The organism is Modicisalibacter xianhensis, from assembly GCF_900113605.1.
Lineage (GTDB): Bacteria > Pseudomonadota > Gammaproteobacteria > Pseudomonadales > Halomonadaceae > Modicisalibacter > Modicisalibacter xianhensis.
This window is the reverse complement of the sequence record NZ_FOPY01000001.1, coordinates 311,407-330,619: the sequence shown is the minus strand read 5'-3', so window position 1 is coordinate 330,619 and position 19,213 is coordinate 311,407. Positions and strand designations below refer to the sequence as shown.

The window sequence follows — 19,213 nt, the reverse complement described above, 5'->3', positions numbered from 1 at the left end:
AATTTACAATAACTCGAAGCTTGATGGCTACCTTTAAGCTATTGGTTTAGATGGTGCCCCCATCAGGATTCGAACCTGAGACCTTCCCCTTAGGAGGGGGACGCTCTATCCAGCTGAGCTATGGGGGCCATGCGCAGGACGGAGCGCATTATAAGCCGTTGACCGGACGAGATAAACCCATGGCGGCGGAACGGCCCGCGACAGGCAGGGGCTGGCAGGTCAGCCAGTCAGGCGCCGCATGGGGTAATCGCCGGGAGCCGTCGGCCCGATATAGCGCTCCAGCACGCTGGCCGACGGCATTGGTTTGCCGAACAGGAAACCTTGGGCCAGATCGCAGCCCAGCTTGCGTAACTCGACCAGTTGACTCTCGCGTTCCACCCCCTCAGCAAGTACGCGACGCTGCATGGCATGGCCCATGCCGATAATGCCACCGACGAACTGCCGTTGATCTTCACGGGTATCGATATTGATGATCGCGCTGCGGTCGATCTTGATCGTGTCGATGGGGAGATGGCTGGCATAGGTGATCGAGGAGATGCCCGAGCCGAAGTCGTCGAGAGCGATAGTGGTACCCAGTTGCTTGGCTTCCAGAAGCTGACTGCAGGCCAGGTCGAGGTCATGGAAGTGAGTCGACTCCAGCACTTCGATGGTCAGGAACGGCTGGCTCAACTGCAATGCATCGCGCGTTTCGGTGATGGCGCGCAGGAAGCTGCCTGTCTCGATCTGGTCCTGGGCAAGATTGATGCTGATGGGGGTAGCGTAGCCCTGGTTGGCCAGGAGCTTGGCCATGCGGCCGGCCTCGCGGATCAGCCAGTGGCAGAAGGGCAGGCTCAGCGAGGAGTTCATGAGGATATCAATGAAGTGCTGAGGCCCGAGTAGGCCTTTCTGTGGGTGTTGCCAGCGTGTCAGGGCTTCGAAACTCAGCGTCTCTTGAGTCGTCAGATCGACGATGGGCTGGTAGTAAAGTTCCAGCTCTCCCTCTTCGAAGGCCTCGCGAATGCGCTGATAGGCATCGTGGCGGCCGGACTCGACGAAGTGGCGAGCCCGGGCGATACGGTTCTTGCCGCTCAGCTTGGCTTCGTACATGGCGTGATCGGCACTGTCGATCAACGCATTGCTCCCCAAGCGATAATCGCTGGTGAAGGCCACGCCGATCGAGACTGAGATCCTCACCTGCTCGCCGCTGTCGAGCAGGAAAGGTTGGATAAGGTCGTCGATCAGCTTCCTGGCCGTCTCGACGGCACATTCCCCGTTACCCACGCCCGTCAGCGCAATGACGAACTCATCACCACCGAAGCGCGATACGAGGTCGGTGCTGCGAATCAGGCGCTTGAGGCGCCGGCTCATCTCGATCAACAATTTGTCGCCTGCCGCATGGCCGAAGCGGTCATTGACCGGCTTGAAGTCATCAAGATCAATGAACAGTACGGCCAGCCCGCTTTCGTTGAACTGCAGCCCGGCCAACTGGCTCTCGAGCAATGTGTTGAAATGCTCGCGGTTGTAGAGCCCGGTCAGCGGGTCGTAGATGGCCAGGCGCTCCAGCCGGGCCTGGTTCAGGCGCAGTTGGGTGATATCGCGGAAGACGCCGACATAATTGATGACCTGGCCGGTCTCGTCGTGGATGGCCGAGATCGTGGTGTGTTCGATGAGCTGGCTGCCATCCTTGCGGGTATTCCAGATGTCTCCGGTCCAGAATCCATGTCTGGCCACGGCGGCAAACAGGGTCTGGTAGAACACCGCATCGTGCTTTCCCGAGGAAAGCAGGTGCGGCTTGTGGCCGATGGCTTCCTCACGCTCGTAGCCGGTCAGGCTGGTGAACGCCGGGTTGGTGTCGATGATGATCTTGTTGGCGTCCGTGACGAGAATACCGTCGTGGGTGCTGTCGAATACCGCCTTGGCCAGTTTCAGGCGTCGGTAATCGGTCACGTCATGCTGGAAACCCAGCATGTAGCGATGCCCATCAGGTGCGGTATAAGGCGAAAGCATCAGCCGGTTCCAGAACGACGAACCGTCCTTGCGCTGATTTTCCAGGGTTTCCGTGGTCGGCTCCTGCCGGGCCAACGCCTCGCGCAGACGCTCGACGACATCGCTTTCGGTGCGCTGGGACTGCAGGAAACGGCATGAGCGCCCGAGTACCTCGTGCCGGGAGTAGCCAGTCAACTGCTCAAAGCCCTGGTTGACGAAAACCAGAGGCATACCCGGCGCCTCGACGTCCGCGATAGTGAACGAAAGGCTGGAAATATCCAGCGCTTTGGCAACCGAATGGAGCAGGGGCGGCAAATGGTGCACTTGGGCACTCCTGTTGTTCTAAGGTGGAACCTGGCGAACGAGATAGTATCGGCCAGCGTGCCGAAAACTTTAATCCTGTCGTGGCGGCTCCGGCTGGAGCGCTACGCTCGCCAACGCTAGACTGGGCGCTTTTCGGTGGAGGGCGACGTGAGCCTCAATGATCGGGTCTTCGATGGCCTGGCCGACAAGTTTGCCAACAGCCTGTATGGAGCGTCTCGTGGCAGGTTGCGCCTGGCACTGCTGGATACATTGCTGCCGCGTACGTTGCCGCTTCAGGCCCAGCCTGCCCTGGATGTCGGTGGTGGCCTGGGGCAGATGAGCGCCTGGCTGGCCCGTCGCGGTCATGCCGTCACCCTTGCCGAGCCATCTGCAGACATGCTCACCCGGGCACGCGAATCGCTTGCCGGGCTCGATGTGCATCTTCTGCAAGCACCCTTGCAGGCCCTGCCCGAGCGGGCTCCAGGCCCTTGGCGATTGATCGTCTGTCATGCCGTGCTGGAGTGGCTGGTCGACCCGCGAGCGGCGATCGCCACGCTGGCATCGCTGCTGGCGCCGGGCGGGCATCTGTCGCTGATGGTGTTCAACCGTGATGCGCTGCGCTTTTCCAACGTGATCAAGGGTAATCTGAGCAAGGCGCTCGAGGATCGCCTGGAAGGGACCGGCAAGCGCCAGCGCCTGACGCCCATCTCGCCAGTGACCCACGAACAGGTCAGTGGCTGGCTGCGTGAGCATGGCCTGGCGATCCGGCATGTTGCGGGGATTCGCATCTTTCACGATTATCTGCGTGAACGCGATCCGGATGACGCGACACTTGAGCGCCTGTTCGAGCTCGAGCGTCGCTACTGCGATGTCGACCCGCACTGGCGGCTCGGACGCTATCTGCTGTACAGCATTTACAAACCCTCGACGTTGGAGAACCGGGAATGACCGCCATTACCCCGCCATGCCAGTTGTTGGAGCGTCAGGATATGGATTACCGGGGCTGGTTATGGGTAGCGCCGCCGCGTGATCCCTGGCTGGAAAGCGGCCAGGGGCGGCTGTGGAGCACCGACCTAGGGACATGTCAGGCATGGCGTGAGCGCGGCCGCGAGGTGTTCGATACCCTGTCACCGAATATCGCTAGCGTGCCGGGAGCTGTACTGTTCTGGCCCAAGGCGCATGCCTTGGGCGAGTGGTGGCTGCTGGTGCTATGTACTCAGTTGCCGGTGGGTACCCGGCTGCAGGTGGTCGGTGAAAACCAGGGTGGCATCAAGCGAGCCCTGAAGGTACTGGCTGCGCTGGGGTTGGGGTGCCGCAAGGTCGACAGTGCCAGGCGGTGCCTGCTGCTGGAAACCCTGATCGCACCGGTGCCTATCGCACCGGACGAGGTGTGGTCGAGGTTCGAGGCGCTCGATCTGACACTGGTCAGTCATCCCGGCGTGTTCGGGCACGGCAAGCTCGATGAGGGAACGCGGCTGTTGCTCGAGAATCTACCGAGCCTGCCGGGAGCGGGCGACACGGGGATGCTCGACGTGGGGTGCGGGGACGGCGTCATCGCCGCCTGGTTGGCCAGGCATGGGGCGAAGGTCACTGCCACGGATATCAATGCCTTCGCCGTAGAGGCCACGCGACGCACGCTGCAGGCCAACGGGCTTGAGGGCAGGGTAGTGCAAGGGGATGTCTATTCGGGGCTGCCCGACGGCGAACGCTTCACGGCCATTGTCAGCAACCCGCCGTTCCATCAGGAGCGCGACATCGATTACGGCCCGGCTGCGCGACTGATTCGCGAAGCCCCCGGGCGGCTGATGGCCGGAGGCAGCCTGACGCTGGTGGCCAATGCCTTCCTGCCCTATCCCGACCTGCTCGAGGCTGCTTTCGGGACGTTCACGGTACTGGCCGACAATCGGCGTTTTCGGGTCTATCATGCCGTCAAGCGGTGAATGGCCTGGTCATCAAGGCTCGCGATAGTCGATGCCGGTGATGATGTATGTGGTTTCGCCACCCGGCGCCGCGACGGTCACATCATCGTCAAGTGCCTTGCCGAGCAGGGCGCGGGCCAGCGGCGCATCGACGCTGATCCAGCGCTTGGCGGTGTCGGTCTCGTCGTGGCCGACGATGCGGATCTGCATTTCTTCTCCCTCATCGTCTTCTAGGGTGACAAAGGCACCGAAATAGACCCGGCCGGTATCGGCCGGCAGCCGGTCGACCACTTGCAGTTCATCGAGCCGTTTGCCCAAGTAACGGATGCGCGCGATGACCCGGTTGAGTTCTTTCTTGTTATAAGTGTAATCGGCGTTTTCGCTGCGATCGCCCAATGCAGCGGCCTCGCCGACCTTGGCGGAGATCTCCGGTCGACGCACCCGCGACAAATGGTCGTGTATGCCCTTGAGCCGGGCAAAGCCTTGCGGGGTGATCAGGTTGCTCTTCTTTTCCTGGCGAGGATCCTTGGCCGGGTCTCGCCAACGCGTCATGTTGCGGCCTTTCATCGTCGACTGCGTCTCTTGGCTAGCGAATAATTCAAACGTTCGTTACATTTTGTCCAGACTGCCGACGCCGTGAGAGATCACCGGCAGCCGACTAACAAGCATAACGTACCTCAAGGAGTTGCCATGTTACCTCACCGTCTGTTGCCGTCCTGTCTGTTGAGCCTGACCCTGTCGCTGAGCGTACCCCACGCGCTTGCGCAGGACAGCGAACTCTTTGCCATCAAGAACCGCTGGGAAAACATCACGACGACCATGCGCGAGGATGCGCAGGCCAAGGCAATGAAATCCCTGGCCGGGGAGCTGGAAACCCTGGCCGCACGCTATCCCGACAGTGCCGAGGTCTTTACCTGGCTGGGCATTGTGCAGGCGTCTGCGGCCCGGGCCGAGGGAGGCATGGGAGCACTGAGCCTGGTCAAGCAGGCGCGCGCGTCGCTGGAGCGTGCCATCGAGCTCGACCCCCGAGGCAGCAACGCGTCGGCTTACGTCACGCTGGGTGCGCTCTACGACAAGGTGCCAGGCTGGCCGATCGGTTTCGGCGATAGCGACAAGGCAGAATCCATGTTCCGCCAAGCGCTGTCGGTGCGTCCGGAAGGCATCGACGTCAACTACTACTATGCCGTCTTTCTGGCCGACGAAGGGCGCGAGGCAGAGGCCTTGACGCATGCCCGGCGTGCCATCGACGGTACGCCGCGCCAAGGGCGCGAAGCGTCCGACGAAGAGCTTCGGGAAGAAGCGAAGGCATTGGTTGCTAAGCTGGGATAGATCGCTTCGGCGGCAGAGCGTGGTAACTGTTCTCTACCATGGTTGGAATCCGCAAGGCGGGCCGGGATAATGTGCCGCATTGTGCGTACGCTACCGGTACGCTGATCGATGACCGCCAGGGAGGCCGCCATGGCAGAGGAGAGTCCGCAGAATTCACCGCAGTTTGGTCGCGACGATGTCGAGCGGGTGGAAACGCAGACGCTTCAGCAGGGGTTTTTTCGTCTCGAGGAGCGTCGCTTGCGGCATCGATTGTTCAAGGGTGGCTGGAGCGGTGTGATAACGCGCGAGGTCCATGTGCGTCGCGATGCCGTTGGGGTCCTGCTCTACGATGTGGAGCGCGACTGCGTGGTGTTGGTCGAGCAGGTGCGTGCCGGTGCGCTGGACGATGCCAAAAGCCCCTGGAAGCTCGAGCCGGTGGCGGGACTCGTCGAGCACGGCGAGGACCCGGCCAAGGTGGCACGTCGCGAAGCCATCGAAGAGGCCGGGTGCGACATTCAGGAGCTGATCGAGCTGCACACCTACTACCCGAGCCCCGGGGCCTGTGACGAGCAGGTGACGCTGTTCCTGGGATTGGTGGATTCCCGCGGTCTTGGCGGTGTGCACGGGCTGGAAGAGGAAAATGAGGATATCCTTGTCCATGTGGTACCTTTTGCACGTGCCTGGGAACTTCTCGATGCCGGACGACTCGACAACGCCATGTGTCTGATCGCGTTCTACTGGTTGGCACGCGAGCGGGCATCATTGCGAGCAAGGAGATAAGTCTGTGGCAAGAACCGCTTATGTAACCGATCTCAAGAGCCTTCAGGCGGAGTGCACGGCCAACTACGTGCGCATGTCCCGCCTGCTGAGCTCGTTGGAGGCGGGCGATGTGCGCGAAGTGCCACTCTCCGGCAATTCCGGACGTTTCGGTACGTTGTGGCTGGAGGTCGTCGAGCGGGCGCCTTACACTACCATCGTTCGTGTCTGCCAGACCGGTGTGCTCGACGGTATCGTCGATACGCCGCGCATGCTCGTGCACCTCTATCACGACGTACGCATGGCAGAAGTCACCGACTTCCAGCGCCAGCGCCATTTCAGCGGGCGTTACCGCTACCCTAACCCACGCATGCATCAGCCTGACGAGAAGCTGCAGCTCAACCGCTTCCTCGGCGAATGGCTGGAGCATGGTCTCGCCCACGGCCATGCCGCTCTACAGGAACTGCGTTGAGTCATGGCGTTGCATTTTTCCGGAGCCATGGCTTGATGCGGTTGGTTCAGATCACCGATTGTCACCTCTTCGCCGATCCAGACGCAGAATCCCGCAAGGGGTTCCCGTTGCGACAGCTGCAGTCCGTACTTGAACGGGCGCGGGCGTTACGCCCCGATGTGGTCTTGGTGACGGGCGATATCAGCCAGGACGAGACGCCGGCCTCGTATCGCCATGCCTTCGATGCCTTTTCGGGGTTCGATTGTCCGTGGTTCTGGTTTCCCGGCAACCATGACCGCCCGCAGCTGATGTCCGAGCTGCGCGAGATTCATGACGAGGTCGATCTTGATCGCTGGCGGCTGCTGGTCCTCGATACGCAGGTGCCGGGGCAGGTTCATGGCGAGCTCGGTCAGACACAACTGCAGGAGCTGGCCTGGCGTCTGGAAGAGGATGATCGGCCGACGTTGCTGGCCATGCATCACCCACCGGTGGACGTCGGCTCGGCGTGGATGGATGCGATTGGCCTCGCCGACCGTGACGCCTTGTGGCAGACCCTGGCCGCCTACGGTCAGGTGAAGGGCATTCTATTTGGACATATCCACCAGGCTTTTGCAGCACGCCACGCATCGTCGTTCGGCGAGATAGCCGTCTACGGCTGTCCGTCTACTTCGGATCAATTTCTGGGCGGCTCGCCGGACTTCGCCATCGACGAGGCATCGCGCCCAGGCTTGCGAGTCGTTGACATAGACGGTGAGAGCCTTGCCACCTGGGTCGAGCGTGTCGATCTTTGAAGCTGGGTTCGGTGCGACTTATAGCTTGTAATGCTTAAAGGATAGTTCTTAATTCTTTGACGTTATCATTGTGGGGTCGGTAACGTACTCTCCATGACCAGCGTCGCGTCCCGGCGACCATGCTGACCACGTTTCCGAGGCGCCTTGCCATGCCAAGGCGCCGTTGTCATTGAGAGGTTGCACGCGCAATGCTTTCTCCCGAACGCCAGACCCACCTCAAGCAGCTCGAGGCGGAGTCGATCCACATCATCCGCGAAGTCGCCGCCGAGTTCCGCAACCCGGTGATGCTGTACTCTATCGGCAAGGACTCCTCGGTGATGCTGCACCTGGCGCGCAAGGCCTTCTACCCGGGCACGCCGCCGTTCCCGCTGATGCACGTCAATACCACCTGGAAGTTCCGCGAGATGATCGAGTTTCGCGATCGCATGGCCGCGGAAGCCGGGATGGAGCTGATTGAGCACATCAACGAGGAAGGGCGCGCCGCGAACATCAACCCGTTCGAGCACGGCAGCGCCAAGTACACCGACATCATGAAGACCCAGTCGCTCAAGCAGGCGCTGGACAAGTACGGCTTCGACGCCGCCTTCGGCGGCGCGCGTCGCGATGAGGAGGCCTCGCGCGCCAAGGAGCGCGTCTACTCGTTCCGTGACCGCTACCACCGCTGGGACCCCAAGAATCAGCGCCCCGAGCTGTGGAACGTCTACAACGCCAAGGTCAACAAGGGCGAGTCGATCCGCGTATTCCCGCTCTCCAACTGGACCGAGCTGGATATCTGGCAGTACATCTATCTCGAGTCGATTCCCATCGTACCGCTGTACTACGCCGCGCCGCGCCCGGTGGTCGAGCGCGACGGCATGCAGATCATGGTCGACGACGAGCGCCTGCCGCTGGAAGACGGCGAAGTCCCGCAGGAAAAGTGGGTGCGTTTCCGCACGCTGGGCTGCTATCCGCTGACCGGGGCGGTGGAGTCGACTGCCGCCACGCTGCCCGAGATCATTCAGGAAATGCTGCTGACCCGCACCAGCGAGCGCTCGGGCCGGGCCATCGATCATGACCAGGCAGGTAGCATGGAGCGCAAGAAGCGCGAGGGGTACTTCTAATGGCACACCAATCCAACCTGATCGCCGAGAACATCGAGCAGTACCTGCACGAGCACGAGAACAAGGACCTGCTGCGCTTCATCACCTGCGGCAGCGTCGATGATGGCAAGTCGACCCTGATCGGGCGCCTGTTGCACGACTCGAAGATGATTTACGAGGACCAGCTCGCCGCGCTCACCCGGGATTCCAAGAAGAGCGGTACCACCGGCGACAAGGTCGACCTGGCGCTGCTGGTCGATGGCCTGCAGTCCGAGCGCGAGCAGGGCATCACCATCGACGTGGCGTACCGCTTCTTCTCCACCGACAAGCGCAAGTTCATCATCGCCGACACCCCGGGCCACGAGCAGTACACCCGCAACATGGCCACCGGCGCCTCCACGGCGAGCCTGGCGGTGATCCTGATCGACGCCCGCCACGGCGTGCAGACCCAGACCCGCCGCCATAGCTTCATTGCCGACCTGCTGGGCATCCAGCATCTGGTGATTGCGGTCAACAAGATGGACCTGGTCGACTACTCGCAGGCACGCTTCGACGAGATCGTCGCCGAGTACCGCGCCTTCGCCGAGAAGCTCGACGCCCGCGACATCCGCTTCGTGCCGCTGTCGGCGCTGGAGGGCGACAACGTCGTCAACCCGAGCGAACACACGCCGTGGTACGCCGGTCCGCCGCTGCTCGAGCTGCTCGAAGGCGTCGAGATCAGCCGCGACCAGAACCTCAGCGACCTGCGCCTGCCGGTGCAGTACGTCAACCGCCCGAACCTCGACTTCCGCGGCTACTGCGGCACGCTGGCCGCCGGTATCCTGCGTCCCGGCCAGGCGGTCAAGGCGCTGCCCTCGGGCAAGACCTCTACGGTCGAGCGCATCGTCACCTTCGACGGCGACCTCGACGCCGCCTACCCGGGCCAGGCGATCACCGTGACCCTGAACGACGAGATCGACATCTCGCGCGGCGACTGGCTGGTCGCGGCGGATGCCGAGGTGCCGCTGTCGAATGCCTTCAGCGCCGACATCGTGTGGATGCACGAGGACGCGCTGCAACCCGGCAAGCTGTATGACCTCAAGCTCGCCACCCGCGACCTGGCGGGGCAGGTCAGTGCCATCGACTACCAGATCGATGTCAACACGCTGGAACATCATGACGCCGAGCAACTGGGCCTGAATGCCATCGGCCGCTGCCGGGTCGAGTTGACCGCGCCGGTACCCATCGACGACTACCGCAAGAGCCCCGGCACGGGGAGCTTCATCGTCATCGACCGGCTGACCAACGTCACCGTGGGCGCCGGAATGATCCGCGGCGTGGCCGACGGGCCGGGCGCGGCAAGCGGGGGCGTCGACTGGCAGGCCTTCGAGGTCGAGCTCAACGCGCTGGTGCGCAAGTATTTCCCGCATTGGGAAGCCAAGGACGTGCGCGAGCTGCTGCGCAAGTAATATTCGGCGAAATCGTTAGTCTGAAGGCCCTGTCGATTCATCGACGGGGCCTTTCGTTATGGGGTGATGGCTGGATTAGGCCATGGCCGCGAGCGTTGTTTCAGCGATTGTAGAAAATGCAGGAGCGGCATGATTGGTGACGATTTCCTCCTTTTTTTGTCTATATCGTAACGCATGCCGGGCGCGGCCAGTCGGAAACGCTACCGGCAGCCATTCCTATAACTAGAGGTACGCAGATGACGACCATCGTATGGGACGGAACGACACTGGCGACGGATTCGCTGATCAGCGTCAATGGCTCGACGTACAACCATGCGCAGAAGCTCTTCAAGCTCGACAATGGCGAATGGGTCGCCTTCGCTGGCGAGCAACAGGGATGGTGGGAAGTCATGGAATGGCTGAATGCTGGCGCACCCAGAAACGCCAAGCCGCACGTCACGCGCATCGAGATGATCATTGCGGGGCCCAATGGCGTGTTCGAGATGTTCGATCGCCTGGTGAGAATGCCGGTGACGGGGCCGGTCGCCTATGGCACTGGCTGGAAGTGGGCATTGGCTGCCATCGACCACGGCAAGAGCGCAGTGGAAGCGGTCGAGTACGCGGCCACCCGCGATCACGACACGGGCGGTGACGTGCAGTCGGTCGATGTGATGACCAAGGCGGGAAAATCCTTCGATGCCCTGATGCGTGAGGCCGACACGGCCGGCGTGGAATAATTTGCCGCTTCCGCTTCACCCACCTCGACCCGCCGGTAGGCGGGTCGAGGCGTTTCAGGGCTTGTCGGCGATAATCACGGCACGGCGCGGCGCCGGATAGCCCTCGATGGTCCGCGTGCGGTCCTCGGGGTCGAGGAAGTCGGCCAGTGACTGGAAGGTCATCCAGTCGGTCGAGCGCTGCTCGTCGAGCGTGGTCACGGCGTCGTCCACGACACGTACGTTACAAAAGCCGCAGCGTTCGAGCCAGTGCGTCAGGGCCGCCGAAGAAGGCAGGAAGTAGACGTTGGGCATGGCGGCATAGCGCTCGCCGGGCATGAATACCGTACTGGCATCGCCTTCGACGACCAGCGTTTCCAGCACCAGTTCGCCGCCGGAGCGCAAGGCGCCCTTGAGTTGCAATAGATGGTCGAGCGGCGACGGGCGGTGATAGAGCACGCCCATCGAGAATACCGTGTCGAACGCTTCCAGGGCATCGGGCACGGCTTCAATGCCCACCGGCAAAAAGTGGGTGCGCCCATCATCGGCGTCGCCGACGAAATGCCGGACCGCCTGGAACTGGTAGTAGAAACGCGGCGAAGGATCGATCACCAGCACGAAGGCTGCGCCGGCGCCGGCCATGCGCCAGGCGTGATAGCCGCTGCCCCCGCCCACGTCGAGCACCTTGCGTCCGGCCAGGGGGGCGAGGTGCGGCGCGACACGCTGCCACTTCCAGTCCGAGCGCCATTCGGTATCGATCTCGATCCCGCCGAGGGAGAACGGGCCCTTGCGCCAGGGCATCAGCTTGCGCAACAGGTTTTCCGATTGCCGTCGCTGGGCGTCGCTGAGTGCCACATCGACGCTGACCCGGTCTCGGTCGAGAGCGACGTCCCGCACCTTGGGCAGGGCAGGTAGCTTGGCCACGGCCTTTTCCCAGGCTGGCAAGTCACCGTAGCGCTTGCGGTCGAGGCCGCTGGCCAACTGCTCGGGCAGGTGGGCCAGCCAGCGGGTCAGGCCATGATCCACGAAGGCATGGTAGAGCGCTTGCTGGGCGGCATCGGGCGTCGGCACGTCAGGCCTCCTTGAAGGCAATCATCGAGGCGAAATTGAGATACTGGAACCAGGTCGTCACCCGACTGAAGCCGGCGCCGGACAGGCGCGCATGGTGCGCTTCCAGGGTATCGGGGACCAGTACATTCTCCAGTGCCGTGCGCTTCTGGCTGATTTCCAGGTCACTGTAGCCATTGGCTCGCTTGAAGTCGTGATAGCGCGCAACCAGCCAGGCGTTCTCCTGTTCATCCGCGGCGACAATCTTCTCTGACAACACCAGCACGCCACCCGGTTCCAGCGCTGCGTAAAGACGGGCAATCACCTCGTCGCGGTCTCCCGGCGACAGGAACTGCAGGGTGAAGTTGAGCACGATCATGCTGGCCGGCCGATACTCGACCTGGCGGATATCGCCCTCGACGATCTCGATGCGATGCTCGGGACACTCCTCGGCCAGGATGGCTCGCGCCCGGCTCACCATGGCTGGCGACAGGTCGATACCGGTCAGGCTGAAGGCGTCCGGCGGCAGCCGGCCGGCAAGTGCCAGGCCCACGGCCCCCAGCGAACAGCCCAGATCGTAAACATGGCCGCCATGGCGCAGGTGACGTTCGGCAAGCACACCGAGCATGCCCAGTATCTGGCCATAGCCGGGCACCGAGCGACGTATCATGTCGGGAAAGCAGGCCACGACCTGTTCGTCGAAGGAAAACGACGCGACACGATCCAGGGGTGTCGTAAAGATCGCGTCACGGTAAGATGAATCACTCATGGATATTCGTAAACGGTCTATGGGGCGCGATCATGGCGCAAAATGGTCATTTTACGTGCCCGCAGCCGGGCTTGCACCTGCAGGTCAGGATGGACCGACTCGCGTTCAAGGAGAGATAACCGATGACAGCACGTGAACCGATCGACAAGCAGCAGGCCTGGCGAGCGCTGAGCCAGCATGCCGACGCCATGCGCGAGGTCCATCTCAAGGACCTGTTTCAGGAACGGGACGGGCGGCATGAGCGCTATACCCGGCGCGCCGCCGGCATGATGCTCGACCTGTCCAAGCAGCGTTGGCGTGAAGAGACGCTGGACATGCTGCTCGATCTGGCACGCGCTGCCGATGTGCCGGCGGCAATCGGTCGGTTGCTCTCGGGGGAGCGCGTCAATCGTTCCGAGGATCGTCCCGCGCTGCATACGGCCCTGCGCCTGCCGGCAGATGCCCGGCTCGAGGTGGACGGCGAGGACGTGGTGCCCGGTGTGCATCGCACGCTCGACCACATGGCGACCATGGTGGCCAAGTTCCATGCCGGGCAGTGGCGGGGGGCGACCGGTCGGGCCATCACCGACGTGGTCAACCTGGGCGTTGGGGGGTCGGACCTTGGTCCATTGATGGTCACCCACGCGCTAGCCGACTATCGTCCGCGCGACATGCATCCCGTGGAGGTGCACTTTGCCTCGACCATGGACGGCTCGCAGCTTGCCGATTACCTGACACGACTCAACCCCGAGACCACGCTGTTCGTAATCTCGTCGAAGTCCTTTACCACCATTGACACCCTGTCCAACGCCCGGACCGCCCGCGACTGGCTGTTCTCCCATCTGGCCGACGGCGACGACGTCGATGGCCTGGTGATGCGCCAGCACTTCATCGGGGTTTCCGCCAGTCCCGAGAAGATGAGCGAGTGGGGCATCGCCGATAATAATCAGCTGGAATTCTGGGAGTGGGTCGGTGGGCGCTACTCATTGTGGGGCGCGATCGGCCTGCCTATCGCGCTGGCGGTAGGCATGGAGAATTTCCAGGCCCTGCTGGCCGGCGCGCATGCCATGGACCGTCATTTCGCCACCGCCGAACTAGCCGACAACTTGCCGGTGCTGCTGGCCCTGGCGGGGATCTGGAACGTCAACTTCCTCGACATTCGAGCTCACTCGATCCTGCCCTACGATGGGCGGCTGGAATACTTCGCCAGCTACCTCGAGCAGTTGGAAATGGAATCCAATGGCAAGTCGGTCACCAACGACGGGCGCAGCATCGACTATTCCACCTGTCCGGTGCTGTGGGGCCAGTTAGGGCCCAACGCCCAGCACGCTTTCTACCAGTTGCTGCACCAGGGCACACAGCCCGTCGAGTGCGACTTCATTGCTCCCATTCGGCGCTACGACCGTGTCGAGGACGAAGCGACCCGCAAGCATCTCAAGGCCCAGCATCGCCTGACCCTGGCCAACTGCTTCGCCCAGTCGCGGGTATTGATGCTCGGCGACGACGCCATCGAGGACGACGGCCCGCGGCCCAGTCACAAGCGCTATCGTGGCAATCAGCCGTCGACCACGCTGTTGCTCGACCGCCTGACCCCGGAAACCCTGGGCGCGCTGGTCGCGCTCTACGAACACAAGGTGTTCGTGCAAGCCACGATCTGGGACATCAACCCCTTCGACCAGTGGGGCGTCGAACTGGGCAAGAAGATAGCCACCCAGACCGAGCAAATCCTGACGACCCACGAGGGGGTCGAGTCGCTGGATGACTCGAGTCGTGGCCTGATCGAAACGGTATGGAGAGAAAGTGAGTATTGATGCTGTTTATATGTCCAGGGTTTGAGGTATGCTGAGCCAACCGTCGGCAACCTCACCCGTCGATGGCGTGCTCTACCTGCATGGCTTCAATAGCGGTAGCGAGTCGCCCAAGGCCAGATTGATGCGCGCCGCCTGTGCGCGCATCAATCATTTCGGCAGGCCACTGGCCTGCCTTACGCCACAGTTGCCGCACCACCCTCAAGCGGCCTACGAAATGGCCGAAAGGTTATTACACAGCCTGGGAGAAAATACCTTGCTGGTGGGCAGCTCGATGGGCGGGTTCCTGGTCACCTGCCTGGCGGAGCGCTTTGCGTTGCCGGCGGTCGTGATCAATCCGGCCGTGGAGCCGGCAAGGTTGGTCGACCAATGGCAGGGCATGGCCTTCGTCAATGACTATACCGGTGAGCGCTTCGTGATCGAGGCCTCACACCGGGACGAGTTGAAGGCCCTGACGCCGGGCAGGCTGACACCACAGCGCTACCTGCTGTTGCTCGGCACGGCCGACGAGACGCTGGATTGCCGTGACGCCTTCCAGGCCTACGCAGGGTGTCGCACGCTGATCCTGCCCGGTGGCGACCACGGTTTCAGTTGGCTGCGCGACTTTCTGCCCGCCGTGCTGGCGCATGGCGGGCATCGGCTGGACAATGTGCCGTCCGCCGTCGACGAGGCGGCCGTCACCCGTTCCCTGTGACAGACAATAGACAGCCTCATGGACAACGCATGACGCAATACAGCGCCACTTCGATCGAGGTCCTCTCCGGCCTCGAGCCGGTGCGCAAGCGCCCCGGCATGTACACCGACACGACCCGTCCCAACCACCTGGCCCAGGAAGTCATCGACAACAGCGTCGACGAAGCCCTGGCCGGGCATGCGCGCGAGATCCAGGTACGCCTGCTCGATGACGGCGGCATCGAGGTGATCGACGACGGGCGCGGCATGCCCATCGATCTGCATCCCGAGCACGGCCTGTCGGGTGTCGAGCTGATCCTCACCAAGCTGCATGCGGGCGGCAAGTTCTCGCAGTCCAGCTACCGGTTTTCCGGCGGCCTGCACGGGGTGGGCGTCTCGGTCGTCAATGCGTTGTCGCAGCGGCTGGAGGTAGAGGTCTGCCGCGACGGCCAGCGTCACGCCATTGCCTTCGAGAAGGGCGAGAAGGTTGAGGAACTCTCGGTGATCGGCACCTGCCCCAAGCGGGCCACCGGCACCGTGGTGCGCTTCTGGCCCGAAGTCGAGTACTTCGATTCGCCTAAACTGTCGCTGCCGCGGCTGAAGCACCTGTTGCGCGCCAAGGCGGTGCTGTGTCCCGGGCTCAAGGTGGTACTGACCGAGGCCGATGGCACCCAGAGCACCTGGCAGTACGAGGATGGCCTGCGCGATTACCTGGCTCAGGCCACCGACGGCTACGAGGTGCTGCCGGCCTCGCCATTCATCGGCCACTTCGCGGATGACGAACAGGCCGTCGACTGGGCGATCCAGTGGCTGCCGGAAGGCGGCGAGCCGCTGATGGAAAGCTACGTCAACCTGATTCCCACGCCGCTCGGCGGTACGCACGTCAATGGCCTGCGTTCCGGCCTGCTCGAGGCGCTGCGCGAATTCTGCGACTACCGCAGCCTGCTGCCACGGGGCGTCAAGCTGACCCCCGATGACCTGTGGGAGCGTGTCTCCTTCGTGCTCTCGGTGAAGATGCTCGATCCGCAGTTCGCCGGCCAGACCAAGGAGCGCCTGTCGTCGCGCACCGTGGCGGGCTTCGTGTCCGGTGTGGTCAAGGACGCCTTCTCGCTGTGGCTCAACCATCATGTCGATCAGGCCGAGGCGCTGGCCGAGATGGTGATCAGCGCGGCCCAGCGTCGCCAGAAGAGTGCCAAGAAGGTCGCGCGCAAGAAGGTCACCTCGGGCCCGGCGCTGCCCGGCAAGCTGGCCGACTGCTCGGGACAGGACCCGCTGTCGAGCGAACTGTTTCTGGTCGAGGGGGATTCCGCGGGAGGCAGCGCCAAGCAGGCTCGCGACCGCGAGACCCAGGCGATCCTGCCGCTGCGCGGCAAGATCCTCAACACCTGGGAGGTCGATTCCCACGATATCTACGGCTCCCAGGAAGTGCACGACATTGCCGTGGCCATCGGCATCGACCCGGCCAGCGACGACCTGTCCAAGCTGCGCTACCACAAGATCTGCATCCTCGCCGATGCCGATTCCGACGGCCTGCACATCGCCACGCTGCTGTGTGCGCTGTTCGTACGTCACTTTCCCGCCCTGGTCGATGCCGGCCATGTCTACGTGGCCATGCCGCCGCTGTATCGCATCGATCTTGGCAAGGAGGTGCACTATGCCCTCGACGAGAGCGAGAAGGCGGCGATCCTCAAGCGCCTGGAAGGCAAGCGCGGCACGCCCAACGTCCAGCGCTTCAAGGGCCTCGGCGAGATGAGCCCGCTGCAGTTGCGCGAGACCACCATGGCGACCGATACCCGGCGTCTGGTGCAGTTGACGCGTGAGGAGGGCGACGGCACCAGCGAGATGCTGGACATGTTGCTGGCCAAGAAGCGTGCCTCGGACAGAAAAAGCTGGCTGGAAGATTACGGCAATCTGGCGGACATAGAGGTATAGCCACGCCATGACCATGGATATCCACGTGGAGGAAGGCGACGTCGAACGCCTGTCGCTCCGCGAATACACCGAAAAAGCGTACCTCGATTATTCGATGTACGTGATACTGGATCGTGCCTTGCCGCATATCGGCGACGGCATGAAGCCCGTGCAGCGGCGTATCGTCTATGCGATGCGCGAGCTGTCGTTGACTGCCAACGCCAAGTACAAGAAGTCGGCGCGTACCGTCGGTGACGTACTGGGCAAGTTCCATCCCCATGGCGACAGTGCCTGCTACGAGGCCATGGTGCTGATGGCCCAGTCGTTCAGCTACCGTTACCCGCTGATCGACGGCCAGGGCAACTGGGGCAGCCCCGACGATCCCAAGTCGTTCGCGGCGATGCGCTATACCGAGGCGCGCCTGTCGAAGTTTTCCGAGATCCTGCTCGCCGAACTGGGGCAGGGCACCGTCGACTGGATGCCCAACTTCGACGGCACCATGAACGAGCCGGCGGTACTCCCGGCACGCCTGCCGCACGTGCTGCTCAATGGTGCCACGGGTATCGCCGTGGGCATGGCCACCGACATTCCGCCGCATAACGTGAACGAGGTGGTCGAGGCGACCTGCCATCTGCTGCGCCATCCCGAGGCCACGGTCACCGACCTGGTCAAGTACGTGCCGGCGCCGGACTTTCCCACCGAGGCCGAGATCATTTCCTCGCGGGCCGATCTGCGCAAGCTCTACGAGGGCGGCCGCGGCTCGGTCAAGCTGCGCGCGCGCTATACCCTGGAAGACGGCAGCGTGGTGATTACGGCGTTGCCGTATCAGGTGAGCGGCTCCAAGGTACTCGAGCAGATCGCTGCGCAGATGCAGGCCAAGAAGCTACCGATGGTGTCGGACCTGCGCGACGAGTCGACCCACGAGACGCCGACCCGGCTGGTGATCGAACCGCGTTCCAACCGCGTCGACATCGAGGCATTGATGGCGCACCTGTTCGCCACCACCGACCTCGAGAAGAACATTCGCGTCAACCTCAACATCATCGGCCTCGACGGTCGGCCGCGGGTCATGCCGCTCAACGACATGCTCGGCGAATGGCTGACCTACCGCCGCGCCACGGTGCGCCGGCGTCTCGAGCATCGCCTGGGCAAGGTCGAGGATCGCCTGCATATCCTCGAGGGGTTGCTGGCCGCCTACCTCAACATCGACGAGGTGATTCGCATCATCCGCGAGGAGGACGAGCCCAAGTCCGCATTGATGCAGGCCTTCGGGCTTACCGAGCGACAGGCCGAGGCGATTCTCGAGCTGCGCCTGCGCCACCTGGCCAAGCTCGAGGAGTTCAAGATCCGTGGCGAGCAGGATGAACTGCTGGCCGAGCGCAAGCGCCTCAAGGAACTGCTTGGCAACGACGCGGCGCTGACCGACCTGATCGAGGAAGAACTGCGTGAGGCTGCCCGCGAGCATGGCGATGCGCGGCGCTCGCCGATCGTCGAGCGCGAGGAGGCCAGGGCGCTGTCCGAAGTCGAGCTGATGGGCGCCGATCCGGTGACCGTGGTGCTCTCGGAAAAAGGCTGGATCCGCAGTGCCAAGGGGCATGAGATCGACCCGACGGGGCTGGCCTTCAAGGCCGGCGACCGCTATCACCTGGCAGCGCGAGGCAAGACCAACCAGCCACTGGTGTTGCTCGACGACAGTGGTCGTACCTATACGCTGGCCGCACACAACCTGCCCAGTGCGCGCAGCCAGGGTGAGCCGGTGACCGGACGCATCAACCCCGCTGCCGGGGCGCACATGGTCGGTCTGATGCTGGCGCCGCCGGATTCCCGGTACCTGCTGGCTTCCGATGGCGGCTATGGATTCATTGCCCGTCTCGAGGAACTGACCGGCAAGAACAAGTCGGGCAAGTCCGTATTGTCAGTGCCCAAAGGATGCAACGTGCTGCCGCCGCAGGCGGTGACCCGCGTCGAAGGCTCGCGCGTGGCGGTAGTATCCAACGAGGGTCGCCTGTTGCTGTTCGATGTCGAGCAATTGCCCGAGATGGCCAAGGGCAAGGGCAACAAGATGATCGATATTCCCGGTGCGCGCGCCGCGCGTCGCGAGGAGTTCGTTCGCGACTTGCAGATCCTTCCCGAGGGAGCATCGCTGGTGGTGCATGCCGGCAAGCGCAAGCTGACGCTCAAGCCGGCCGATCTGGCGTACTACGTGGGAGAGCGTGGACGACGCGGCAGCAAGTTGCCGCGTGGCTTCCAGAAAGTCGAGCGGCTTGAGGTAGAATCCTGATCCCGGGCATTCGCTTGGTGCCTGTCGGGTGGGC

17 protein-coding genes and 1 tRNA gene are annotated in these 19,213 nt (G+C 63.0%); 13 read left to right on the top strand and 5 right to left on the bottom strand.

Translation table 11 applies throughout. The features are described from left to right. Positions 1-51: 51 nt before the first annotated feature. A tRNA-Arg gene (locus BM194_RS01510) sits at positions 52-128 on the bottom strand. A 91-nt stretch (positions 129-219) separates the two neighbouring features. Continuing rightward, positions 220-2,289, bottom strand: coding sequence for a putative bifunctional diguanylate cyclase/phosphodiesterase (locus tag BM194_RS01505; RefSeq protein ID WP_092842873.1), 2,070 nt, complete (start codon positions 2,287-2,289; stop codon positions 220-222). A 147-nt stretch (positions 2,290-2,436) separates the two neighbouring features. Between BM194_RS01505 and BM194_RS01500 the strand changes: the two genes are divergently transcribed. Next, positions 2,437-3,216, top strand: coding sequence for a methyltransferase domain-containing protein (locus BM194_RS01500; protein ID WP_092842872.1), 780 nt, complete (start codon positions 2,437-2,439; stop codon positions 3,214-3,216). Next, entirely contained in the window at positions 3,213-4,208 is a 996-nt protein-coding gene (locus tag BM194_RS01495) for a class I SAM-dependent methyltransferase (protein WP_092842870.1), read from the top strand. Before BM194_RS01500 ends, BM194_RS01495 begins: the two co-directional genes overlap by 4 nt. 12 nt (positions 4,209-4,220) lie before the next feature. Here the strand turns inward: BM194_RS01495 and greB are convergent, their stop codons facing one another. Next, positions 4,221-4,754 (bottom strand): transcription elongation factor GreB, encoded by a 534-nt coding sequence (greB, locus tag BM194_RS01490; RefSeq protein WP_092842868.1) that lies wholly within the window; start codon positions 4,752-4,754, stop codon positions 4,221-4,223. A 123-nt stretch (positions 4,755-4,877) separates the two neighbouring features. Here greB and BM194_RS01485 point away from each other — a divergent pair, with 123 nt between their 5' ends. From BM194_RS01485 to BM194_RS01455, 7 genes are all read left to right on the top strand, one after another. Then, positions 4,878-5,516: a tetratricopeptide repeat protein gene (locus BM194_RS01485; protein ID WP_092842866.1), complete on the top strand. Its 639-nt coding sequence runs from the start codon at positions 4,878-4,880 to the stop codon at positions 5,514-5,516. Positions 5,517-5,645: 129 nt separating this feature from the next. Beyond that, complete coding sequence (locus tag BM194_RS01480; protein WP_092842864.1) at positions 5,646-6,275, top strand: NUDIX domain-containing protein; 630 nt, start codon at positions 5,646-5,648, stop codon at positions 6,273-6,275. A 4-nt stretch (positions 6,276-6,279) separates the two neighbouring features. After that, positions 6,280-6,723 carry a DUF1249 domain-containing protein gene (locus BM194_RS01475; RefSeq protein ID WP_092842862.1) on the top strand — a complete coding sequence of 148 codons (444 nt, stop codon included), beginning with the start codon at positions 6,280-6,282 and terminating at the stop codon, positions 6,721-6,723. A 35-nt stretch (positions 6,724-6,758) separates the two neighbouring features. After that, positions 6,759-7,493: a phosphodiesterase gene (locus BM194_RS01470; protein WP_092842860.1), complete on the top strand. Its 735-nt coding sequence runs from the start codon at positions 6,759-6,761 to the stop codon at positions 7,491-7,493. 188 nt (positions 7,494-7,681) lie between these two features. Then, positions 7,682-8,593: a sulfate adenylyltransferase subunit CysD gene (gene cysD / locus BM194_RS01465; RefSeq protein WP_092842858.1), complete on the top strand. Its 912-nt coding sequence runs from the start codon at positions 7,682-7,684 to the stop codon at positions 8,591-8,593. Further along, a complete protein-coding gene (gene cysN / locus BM194_RS01460) occupies positions 8,593-10,020 on the top strand; it encodes a sulfate adenylyltransferase subunit CysN (protein WP_092842857.1) in 1,428 nt (475 codons plus the stop codon). The genes cysD and cysN overlap by 1 nt, the downstream gene beginning before the upstream one ends. Before the next feature lie 236 nt (positions 10,021-10,256). Beyond that, a complete protein-coding gene (locus BM194_RS01455) occupies positions 10,257-10,736 on the top strand; it encodes a 20S proteasome subunit A/B (protein WP_092842856.1) in 480 nt (159 codons plus the stop codon). Between the two features lie 54 nt (positions 10,737-10,790). On the opposite strand, the gene cmoB is transcribed toward BM194_RS01455, so the two are convergent. Together cmoB and cmoA are read right to left on the bottom strand one after the other, a co-directional pair. Further along, the gene (gene cmoB / locus BM194_RS01450) at positions 10,791-11,783 is read right to left on the bottom strand and encodes a tRNA 5-methoxyuridine(34)/uridine 5-oxyacetic acid(34) synthase CmoB (protein WP_092842855.1); all 993 of its coding nucleotides are present in this window, start codon (positions 11,781-11,783) and stop codon (positions 10,791-10,793) included. Position 11,784: 1 nt separating this feature from the next. Further along, entirely contained in the window at positions 11,785-12,528 is a 744-nt protein-coding gene (gene cmoA / locus BM194_RS01445; protein WP_092842854.1) for a carboxy-S-adenosyl-L-methionine synthase CmoA, read from the bottom strand. Between the two features lie 122 nt (positions 12,529-12,650). On the opposite strand from cmoA, the gene pgi reads away from it, so the two are divergent. From pgi to parC, 4 genes are read left to right on the top strand one after another with little or no spacing between them, the layout of a single operon-like run. Next, positions 12,651-14,318 (top strand): glucose-6-phosphate isomerase, encoded by a 1,668-nt coding sequence (gene pgi, locus BM194_RS01440; protein ID WP_092842853.1) that lies wholly within the window; start codon positions 12,651-12,653, stop codon positions 14,316-14,318. Between the two features lie 28 nt (positions 14,319-14,346). Continuing rightward, positions 14,347-15,009 carry a YqiA/YcfP family alpha/beta fold hydrolase gene (locus tag BM194_RS01435; RefSeq protein ID WP_092842851.1) on the top strand — a complete coding sequence of 221 codons (663 nt, stop codon included), beginning with the start codon at positions 14,347-14,349 and terminating at the stop codon, positions 15,007-15,009. A 29-nt stretch (positions 15,010-15,038) separates the two neighbouring features. Next, positions 15,039-16,919, top strand: coding sequence for a DNA topoisomerase IV subunit B (gene parE / locus BM194_RS01430; protein ID WP_092842850.1), 1,881 nt, complete (start codon positions 15,039-15,041; stop codon positions 16,917-16,919). Positions 16,920-16,926: 7 nt separating this feature from the next. After that, positions 16,927-19,179: a DNA topoisomerase IV subunit A gene (parC, locus tag BM194_RS01425; protein WP_092842849.1), complete on the top strand. Its 2,253-nt coding sequence runs from the start codon at positions 16,927-16,929 to the stop codon at positions 19,177-19,179. Positions 19,180-19,213: the final 34 nt, after the last annotated feature.

Coding starts and splice junctions, on each gene's coding strand:
- BM194_RS01495 (WP_092842870.1), top strand. CDS start 3,213: ATGACCGCCATTACCCCGCCATGCCAGTTGTTGGAGCGTCAGGATATG.
- greB (WP_092842868.1), bottom strand. CDS start 4,754: ATGAAAGGCCGCAACATGACGCGTTGGCGAGACCCGGCCAAGGATCCT.
- parE (WP_092842850.1), top strand. CDS start 15,039: ATGACGCAATACAGCGCCACTTCGATCGAGGTCCTCTCCGGCCTCGAG.
- cysN (WP_092842857.1), top strand. CDS start 8,593: ATGGCACACCAATCCAACCTGATCGCCGAGAACATCGAGCAGTACCTG.
- cmoA (WP_092842854.1), bottom strand. CDS start 12,528: ATGAGTGATTCATCTTACCGTGACGCGATCTTTACGACACCCCTGGAT.
- cysD (WP_092842858.1), top strand. CDS start 7,682: ATGCTTTCTCCCGAACGCCAGACCCACCTCAAGCAGCTCGAGGCGGAG.
- pgi (WP_092842853.1), top strand. CDS start 12,651: ATGACAGCACGTGAACCGATCGACAAGCAGCAGGCCTGGCGAGCGCTG.
- BM194_RS01455 (WP_092842856.1), top strand. CDS start 10,257: ATGACGACCATCGTATGGGACGGAACGACACTGGCGACGGATTCGCTG.
- BM194_RS01435 (WP_092842851.1), top strand. CDS start 14,347: ATGCTGAGCCAACCGTCGGCAACCTCACCCGTCGATGGCGTGCTCTAC.
- BM194_RS01480 (WP_092842864.1), top strand. CDS start 5,646: ATGGCAGAGGAGAGTCCGCAGAATTCACCGCAGTTTGGTCGCGACGAT.
- BM194_RS01470 (WP_092842860.1), top strand. CDS start 6,759: ATGCGGTTGGTTCAGATCACCGATTGTCACCTCTTCGCCGATCCAGAC.
- parC (WP_092842849.1), top strand. CDS start 16,927: ATGACCATGGATATCCACGTGGAGGAAGGCGACGTCGAACGCCTGTCG.
- BM194_RS01485 (WP_092842866.1), top strand. CDS start 4,878: ATGTTACCTCACCGTCTGTTGCCGTCCTGTCTGTTGAGCCTGACCCTG.